Source organism: Chitiniphilus eburneus (genome assembly GCF_005048205.1).
In the GTDB taxonomy this organism is placed as follows: domain Bacteria; phylum Pseudomonadota; class Gammaproteobacteria; order Burkholderiales; family Chitinibacteraceae; genus Chitiniphilus; species Chitiniphilus eburneus.
This window is the reverse complement of record NZ_SUMF01000006.1, coordinates 147260-155514: the sequence shown is the minus strand read 5'-3', so window position 1 is coordinate 155514 and position 8255 is coordinate 147260. Positions and strand designations below refer to the sequence as shown.

Genomic DNA, 8255 nt, shown 5'->3' with positions numbered 1-8255 from the left:
CCCGTGTGAAAGTAGGTCATCGCCAGACACCTTATGCAGACCCCCGAGACCGCAAGGCTCGGGGGTTTTTGCTTTGGCGCCGCGCCGCTGTGTTTTGCCGTGACGGCGACGATTCGGCAATGGCCGGCAGATGGCAGGGCTAGGGCGTGTCATCCAATGTTTCGCGGCAGCGCTGGGCCGAAAAAACACCAGGCACCAGACGCACGACGCAGGCAATAACCGGTTATTGCCAAGGAGTGCAACGCAGTGGATGGTGTTTTTTCGGCCCAGCCCTGCGGGTTCGGGGCATTTCGGGCGCCACGCGGCGTCGCCGGCCGCTTGCGGTATCCATACCGCCGCGCGTCCAGCTCCTTGCACGGCATCCCGAACTGCACCGAACGCTGTCGTGAAACATTGGATGACACGCCCTAGGGTTGCTCCGTGACGATGCGGGCCTGGGTGAACAGATCCCACGTGGCAATGAACAGGGCGGCGATCGCCGGGCCGATCACGAAGCCGTTCAGGCCGAAGATCGCCATGCCGCCCAGCGTGGAAATCAGCACAATGTAATCGGGCATGCGGGTGTCCTTGCCCACCAGGATGGGGCGTAACAGGTTATCGACAAGGCCGATGACGAGGATGCCGAAGACCATCAGGCCCAGCCCCTGCCAGGTGGCGCCGGTGAGCAGGAAATAGATCGCTACCGGCCCCCAGATCAATGCTGCGCCCACCGCTGGCAGCAGCGACAGGAATGCCATGGCTACGCTCCAGAGCAATGCGCCATGAATATCCAGGCACCAGAAGGCCAGCCCACCCAGGGCGCCTTGTACGATCGCGACGATCAGATTGCCTTTTACCGTGGCGCGAACGACGGTGGTGAATTTATCCAGGAGATAGCGCTTTTGTTCGCTGCCCAAAGGAATGGCGCGCTTGATTTTTTCCGCCAATAAAACGCCATCTCGCAATAAGAAGAAAAGCAGATAAAGCATGACGAAAAAACTGACGAAAAACTGAAAGGTGTTCTGTCCGAGATTGAGTGCCTGCGTGGCGAGGAACTGGCTGCCTTGCCCCGCCCAACTGGAAAGCTTCTGCTGTATGGCGGAAGCATCGGTCAGATCGAAATAGCCGAGCATGCGCCAGAGCCAGCCGGGCAGTGCATTCAGACCCTGCTGGAAATAGCGGCCGAAATCCGGCTCCCCGGATTGCAGTTTCTTGTAGAGTGCGGCGCCTTCCTCGATCAGTGCGCCGCTCAGCAAGCCAATGGGGATGATGACCAGCACCAGGCAGGTCAGGGTGGTCGCCAGCGCGGCCTGATTGGGGCGCGGCCCCCATAACGCCAGAAGGCGGCGGTGCAGCGGATGAAACAGCAGCGCCAGCGTTGCTCCCCAGAATATGGCGCCGTAGAACGGTAGCAATATCCAGCCGAATGCCAGCGTGACCAGTAGCAGGAGTAACAGAAAAGTCTTTTGTTGAAGCTCCGGCAGATTCATATCGGACTCGGGCGGTTGTGATCGTGCCAGATCGAGTGTGCGAGTCTTCCATCCCATGGGGCATTTGAGGCGGGCCGATTGTGCTGTAGGTGGCTGACTTTCGCCTTGTCGGATTTTGTCCTAGCCCGATTTGGCAAGGCCGCGCCGGCATCGCCGGGCAAGGGTTTGCCATCCGGTTTCGTTTCCTGGTTTTTGCCAATCAAAGCGGAGCGCCGCCTAAGATGGTGTATCAGGGATGACGATTCGAGGCTGCCATGGCTTACCAACTCTACTATTGGCCCACCATCCCCGGGCGTGGCGAGTTCGTACGGCTTGCGCTGGAGTACGCGGGCGCCGACTACGTGGATGTCGCGCGTGAACCGGATGGTGCCGGTTTCGGCATGCAGGCCATGAATGAACTGCTCGAAGGGGAGGATGCCCACGCGCCGTTTGCGGTGCCGTGCTTGCGCGATGGCGATGTCACGGTCGGGCAGACGGCGGCTATCCTGATGTATCTGGGACCGCGCCTGGGGTTGGTGGCGAGCGATGAGGCCATCCGCCTCTGGACTCATCAATTGCAACTGACCATCGCCGATGCCGTCGTCGAGGCCCACGATACGCATCACCCCATCAGCAGCAATCTGTACTACGAGGACCAGCGGACGGAGGCGATGCAGCGGGCCGCGGACTTTCGCGCCACGCGCATGCCGCTGTTCCTGAACTGGTTCGAGCGGGTGCTGGTGCGCAATCCGGCAGGTGGCCACTGGCTGGCGGGGAGCGACATCAGCTATGCCGATCTCTCGCTGTTCCAGTTTGTTTCCGGGCTACGCTACGCGTTTCCCCGTCGGGCGGCGCAAGTGCTGGCAGATACGCCCAGGGTGAATGCCTTGTGCGCGTCGATCGCCACCCATCCCAGGCTGGCGGCCTATCTGGCCAGCGCCCGCAGGTTGCCGTTCAGTGAGGAGGGCATCTTCCGTCACTACCCCGAGCTCGACGAGCCTGATTCCTAGGGCGAATCGACCTGCAAGCGTGGGAGGTGCTGGTGCGTGGGCCGGATATCGAGGTCGATTCGCCCTCGGCGGGCAGCGGTGTTTGTCATCGATTGCGTGGTCCTGCCTGCATGGTGACCGTTCCGCCATGGCAATTATGCAACCCGAATAAAGGCGGGTGGGCCCTAAGATGCGCTGCACCCGCCATGGGATTTTTACCGGGAAGCCCCTATGAACGAAGAAAAGGCATATCGTGCCATCGCCCATATCCAGTCCATTTCAGGCATCAAGCTCAGCCACGAGCAACTGGACAGATTGTTGCGCGAGGCACAGGGTCTGCATGACGCGATCAAGCAGTGGAATGGCGAAAAGGGCGAGGCCGGGCATATCGCCCGCACGCTGGCGCAAGCCATCCTGGGCGAAAGCTGGCCGACCGATGTGGATGGCGCCAGCCAAGGGGAGTTCATCAATCGTTTGCAGAGCGCGGCGACCCAGCGCGGCTACGACATCGTTCCGATCGCCGATTGATGGGATGGATCACGGAGCGGCCGGGCAGGGCGCCTGGCCCGCCGCAACCCCAGGTTCCGTTTTGGAGGGGGCCAGCGCATTGAGGCGGGGTGCATGCTAGATTCAAGGCATTCGCCCACTCAGTCCGGGGTTCCCATGCCTTATGTCAGACGTAATGCGGCGGGGCATCTCGTTGCCCTGTTCGAGCAACCCGAAGCCGATGCCCAGGAATTCGTGCCACATGCGGCGCCCGAGATCCTTCAGTTTCTGGGCTTGCCCGGTGGGCGTGAATCGTTCGATGCGCTGGACGTCGATTTTGTCCGCGTGCTGGAGGATTTGATCGATGTGCTCACCCAGAAAAACATCCTCAAACTGACCGACCTGCCGGAGCAGGCCCAGGCCAAGTTGCTGGCGCGTCGGCGCCTGCGCGCCGACCTGCACTCGCCGACCCTCCTGCTGGGTAACGACGATGTCATCTAGCGTGGCGGATGCGGCCCTGTCGGCATCGCGCATGGAACGGTGGTCTGCCTAGGGCGTGTCATCCAGTGTTTCACGGCAGCGTTCGGTTCAGTTCGGGATGCCGTGCCAGGCGCTGGACGCGCGGCGGTATGGATACCGCAAGCGGCCTGTGACGCCGCGTGGCGCCCGAAATGCACCGAACCTGCAGGGCTGGGCCAAAAAAACACCATCCGCCGCACTGCACTCCTTGCCAATAACCGGTTATTGCCTGCGTCGTGCGCCTGGTGCCTGGTGCTTTTTCGGCCCAGCGCTGCCGCGAACATTGGATGACACGGCCTAGGCTGACTCGGCGGATTGCCCCCGATCTGAGCGGGGCCGATGGACGGCTTTTCAGGATATTTTACCCGCCACTGCAAATTGCTACGGCGGGATTGGCCAGTCATTCCCGCCGGGTTTGATCTTCCGCCCACTGTCCGGATGGCCCCCAATAGGGGCGGTCATATTTCAGTTATTTCCCAATCCAATTTCCGCCTCGCTATACGATACTGAGATAACTATTTGTTATTTCCAGAAAATTCCTACACGAATCCATCCCCCGATGACTTCCTCCCCCTCTGAACACGAGCATTCCGATTGGAACCTGGGCGGCCCGCATGCCCACTTCGATCCATTGCTCGATTGCCTGGTCGAAATCACCCGCATCCATGGTGCGTTGTGGACGCACGAGGCGTTGTCGGCGGGGTTGCCGCTCTCCAACAACGTGATGACGCCCTCGCTGGTGCCGCGCGCGGCTGCGCGCGCGGGCTACAGCGCGCGCGTCGTCCGGCGGGTGTTGCGGGATCTGCCCACGCGCCTGATGCCGATGATCCTGCTGCTCGACAACCGCCAGGCGTGCGTGCTGCTGGAGCACATGCCGGGCGACCGGGTGCGCGTGCGCTTTCCCGAAGGCGGCGAAGACGGCGAGGAAATGAGTCGGCGCGAGCTGGAAACCCGTTATACCGGCATCGCCATTTTCGTCCGGCCCCGTTTCCGTTTCGAAGCCCGTGCGCCGGAACTGGGCAATATCCGGGGCCGTCACTGGTTCTGGGGCGTGGTATTCGAGAACTGGCGCCTTTATCGCGATACGCTGCTGGCGGCATTTCTCATCAATGTGTTCGCACTGGCCTTGCCGCTGTTCACCATGAACGTATACGACCGGGTGGTGCCCAACCATGCGGTCGAAACACTGTGGGTGCTGGCGATTGGCGCCGTGCTGGTGCTCGGTTTCGATTTCGCCATGCGCACGGTGCGCGCGCACATCATCGATGTGGCCTCCAAGCGCGTGGACATCAAGTTGTCCGCCCTGATCATGGAACGGGTGCTGGGCATCCGCATGGTCCACCGCCCGGCCTCCGTTGGCGCGTTCGCGGCCAATCTGCGTGCCTTCGAGTCGGTGCGCGATTTCATCACCTCGGCGTCGGCCACCACGCTGATCGACCTGCCCTTCGTTTTTCTGTTCGTGCTGGTGCTGCTGTGGCTGTCGCCCTGGTTCGTGGTCGCGCCGCTGACCGGCATGCTGCTGATCGTCTGCTTCACGCTGCTGGCGCAGGACAAGATGCACCAGATGGTCGAGCTGACGCAGCGCGCCGCTTCGCAGCGCAATGCCACGCTGGTGGAAAGCATGGTCGGCATCGAGACCATCAAGGCGATGTGCGCCGAGAGCCGGTTCCAGCGCCGCTGGGAGCAGGCCACCATCTTCCTGGCCCAGGTTGGCGCCCGGCTGCGGCTGCTTTCCACGACCACCGTCAACTTCGCGTTGTTCATCCAGCAACTGGTCAGCGTGGTCACCATCATCGTCGGGGTCTACCTGCTGACCGATGCCAAGGTCACGCTGGGCGGCATCATTGCGGCGTCGATGCTCACCGGACGGGCGCTGGCGCCATTCGGCCAAGTCGCCGGCATATTGATGCAGTACCAGAATGCGCGGACCTCGCTGGCGGGGCTGGAGTCGCAGATGACGCTGCCGGTGGAACTGCCGGCGGACAGCAATTTCCTGCACCGGCGCAGCTTCAAGGGTGACATCGAGTTCAAGAATGTCAGCTTCGGCTATGACGAACACCAGCAGACGCTCAAGCATGTCTCGTTCCGGCTCAAGGCTGGCGAGCGGGTGGCCATCATCGGCCGCGTCGGCTCGGGCAAGTCCACCATCGAGAAGCTGCTGCTCGGCCTGTACCACCCCTCGGAGGGCGCGGTGCTGATCGATGGCATCGATACCCGGCAGATCTATCCGGCGGAATTGCGCCGCGCGGTGGGCTATGTGCCGCAGGAGCCCCTGCTGTTCTACGGGACGCTGCGCGACAACATCACCCTGGGTGCGCCGTTCGCCGACGATGCCATGGTGCTGGCCGCCGCCGCCGTATCCGGCGTCAAGGAGTTCGCCGACGCACATCCGCGCGGCTTCGAAATGTTGGTCGGCGAGCGGGGCGAGTCGCTGTCGGGCGGGCAGCGCCAGGCTGTTTCCATTGCCCGCGCCCTGGTCAACGATCCACCGATGGTGGTGCTGGACGAACCCACCAGTTCGATGGATCACCAGTCCGAAGAGCGCCTGAAAAAGCAGATGCGCACCCTGCTGGTGGGCAAGACCGTGCTGCTGGTCACCCACCGTACGTCGCTGCTCGATCTGGTGGACCGCATGATCGTGCTCGATCGCGGCCAGATCGTCGCCGACGGCCCGAAGGCCCTCGTCATCGAAGCCCTGCAACAAGGGCAGGTGGGGCGCGCATGAAAATCGAAATCCAAAAGCCCGCGGGATTCTGGCGACGTCGCTGGTGGGCCATCACCGCCCACAGCTCGGCGTTGTTCGACCGCTATCTGTTCGCCAGCGAAAAGCGCGATCCCTCCGGCGATATCGACTTCGTCAGCGAGGCCGACTGGGCCATCGTGGAGCAGAACCCGCGAGGCGCGCGCATCCTGGTATGGCTGACCGCGTGCAGCTTGCTGGCCCTGCTGGTGTGGGCGGCGCTGGCGAAGGTGGACGAAGTGACACGGGGCGAGGGCAAGGTGATCCCGTCCTCGCAGATCCAGATCGTGCAAAGCCTGGATGGCGGCATCGTGCAGAAGATCATGGTGCGCGAAGGCCAGCAGGTGAAGGCGGGGCAATTGCTGCTGCGCATCGACCCGACGCGGTTTGTCTCGTCGCTGAACGAAAACCAGGCGCAGGCGCTGTCGCTCAAGGCCAAGGCCGCGCGCCTGTCCGCGCTGGCGAGTGGCAAGCGGTTCGAGCTGCCCGAAGAAGTGCTCCAGGAAGCGCCCGATATCGCCGCGCAGGAGCAACTGCTCTACAGCTCCCGCGTGGCCGAGCTGGACGCCTCGCTGGGTGTGGTGCGGCAACAGGTGTCGCAACGCAGCCAGGAAATGAACGAAGTGCGCGCGCGGCGCGATCAGGCGGCGCAAAGCCTGGTGCTGACCCAGCGTGAGCTGGATGCAACACGGCCGTTGCTCAAGAGCGGCGCGGTTTCGGATGTCGACGTACTGCGCCTGGAGCGCGATATCGCGCGCTATCGCGGCGAGCGGGATGCTTCCGCCGCGCAACTGCCGCGCATCCAGGCGTCGATCGCCGAATCCAATCGCAAGATTCAGGAAGTGGAACTGACCTTCCGCAATCAGGCCAGCAGCGAGTTGTCCGAGACCATGGGCAAGCTGGCCAGCCTCAGCGAGGGGCGCGTGGCGCTGGCCGATCGGGTGAAGCTGTCCGAAGTGCGTTCGCCGGTACGCGGCACGGTCAAGCAACTGCTGGTCAATACCGAGGGCGGCGTGGTGCAGCCGGGCAAGGAGCTGGTGCAGATCGTGCCGACCGACGATGCCCTGCTGCTCGAGGCGCGCATCCTGCCGCGCGATATCGCTTTCCTGCGCCCCGGGCAACCGGTGCTGGTCAAGTTCACCGCCTATGATTTCGCCACCTACGGTGGCCTGGATGCCACGCTGGAGCAGATTTCCGCCGACAGCGTGACCGATGAGAAAGGCAATGCCTTCTATGTGGTCAAGGTGCGTACCAAGACCGCATTCCTGGGCGACGAGAAGCGACCGATCATTCCGGGCATGGTGGCCGAGGTGGACATCCTCACCGGTAAGAAGACGATCCTGTCGTACCTGTTGAAACCGGTGCTACGCGCCAAAGCCACGGCGTTGACCGAACGATGAGCACATTACTTCTTCTTTCCCGTGATCTGTCGCTTTGTGCGCATTGGCGCGGCTTTGCCGACGGATATCAGGTCGTCCTGGGCGATAGTCCGCAGGACCTGGACGAATTGCCCCCCGACGGCATCGCCGTCTGCGACTTGGCCTTGCCCGGCCTGCCGCCGCTGGATGACCCGCGCTGGCTGGCCTGGACGGGCGACCGCAAGCTGCTGGGCGCGGACAGCGTGCCGTCCCCGGAGCGCCACGTCGCGGTGCTGAATGCCGGGTTTCGTGGTTATGCCCATGCCTATGCCTCGCACGCGGACTGGCGACATATCGTCGAAACGGCGGCGGCGGGGGGCTTCTGGATCGGTACGGACGTGATGCAGCGGCTGCTGGATGCCTTGCACGAGGCACAACCGACACCCAATCCCGATACGGCGTGGCAGGCCAGGCTCTCGGAGCGCGAGCTGGAAGTGGCGCAACTGGCGGTGCATGGTCTGCCGAACAAGGTGATTGCCACCCAGTTGGGGATCACCGAGCGCACGGTCAAGGCGCATCTCACCGCCATTCTCGCCAAGCTGGGCGTGGCGGATCGACTCCAGCTCGCCCTGCTGGTGCTGGGCGCCCGCTGACCCCGCCGGGGCGAGCGGGCGAGGGCGACGCCTTGCACCACGCACCGCACGCTACGGCGCGC

Annotated in this window: 7 protein-coding genes; 6 read left to right on the top strand and 1 reads right to left on the bottom strand. The window is 63.2% G+C overall.

Annotated elements, in window-relative coordinates; genetic code table 11:
* Positions 1-407 precede the first annotated feature (407 nt).
* Complete coding sequence (locus FAZ21_RS08400; RefSeq protein ID WP_136772872.1) at positions 408-1469, bottom strand: AI-2E family transporter; 1062 nt, start codon at positions 1467-1469, stop codon at positions 408-410.
* A gap of 254 nt (positions 1470-1723) precedes the next feature.
* Between FAZ21_RS08400 and FAZ21_RS08395 the strand changes: the two genes are divergently transcribed.
* The 6 genes from FAZ21_RS08395 to FAZ21_RS08370 all read left to right on the top strand — a co-directional run bounded on the left by FAZ21_RS08395 (position 1724) and on the right by FAZ21_RS08370 (position 8193).
* Complete coding sequence (locus FAZ21_RS08395) at positions 1724-2458, top strand: glutathione S-transferase (RefSeq protein WP_136772870.1); 735 nt, start codon at positions 1724-1726, stop codon at positions 2456-2458.
* A 210-nt stretch (positions 2459-2668) separates the two neighbouring features.
* Entirely contained in the window at positions 2669-2965 is a 297-nt protein-coding gene (locus FAZ21_RS08390) for a hypothetical protein (RefSeq protein ID WP_136772868.1), read from the top strand.
* Between the two features lie 135 nt (positions 2966-3100).
* Complete coding sequence (locus FAZ21_RS08385) at positions 3101-3424, top strand: hypothetical protein (RefSeq protein ID WP_136772866.1); 324 nt, start codon at positions 3101-3103, stop codon at positions 3422-3424.
* Positions 3425-4001: 577 nt separating this feature from the next.
* Positions 4002-6167, top strand: a complete 2166-nt coding sequence (locus tag FAZ21_RS08380) for a type I secretion system permease/ATPase (RefSeq protein ID WP_169307309.1) — start codon at positions 4002-4004, stop codon at positions 6165-6167.
* The gene (locus FAZ21_RS08375; protein ID WP_136772864.1) at positions 6164-7582 is read left to right on the top strand and encodes an HlyD family type I secretion periplasmic adaptor subunit; all 1419 of its coding nucleotides are present in this window, start codon (positions 6164-6166) and stop codon (positions 7580-7582) included. Before FAZ21_RS08380 ends, FAZ21_RS08375 begins: the two co-directional genes overlap by 4 nt.
* Positions 7579-8193, top strand: coding sequence for a LuxR family transcriptional regulator (locus FAZ21_RS08370; RefSeq protein ID WP_136772862.1), 615 nt, complete (start codon positions 7579-7581; stop codon positions 8191-8193). The genes FAZ21_RS08375 and FAZ21_RS08370 overlap by 4 nt, the downstream gene beginning before the upstream one ends.
* The last annotated feature ends 62 nt before the right edge of the window (positions 8194-8255 follow it).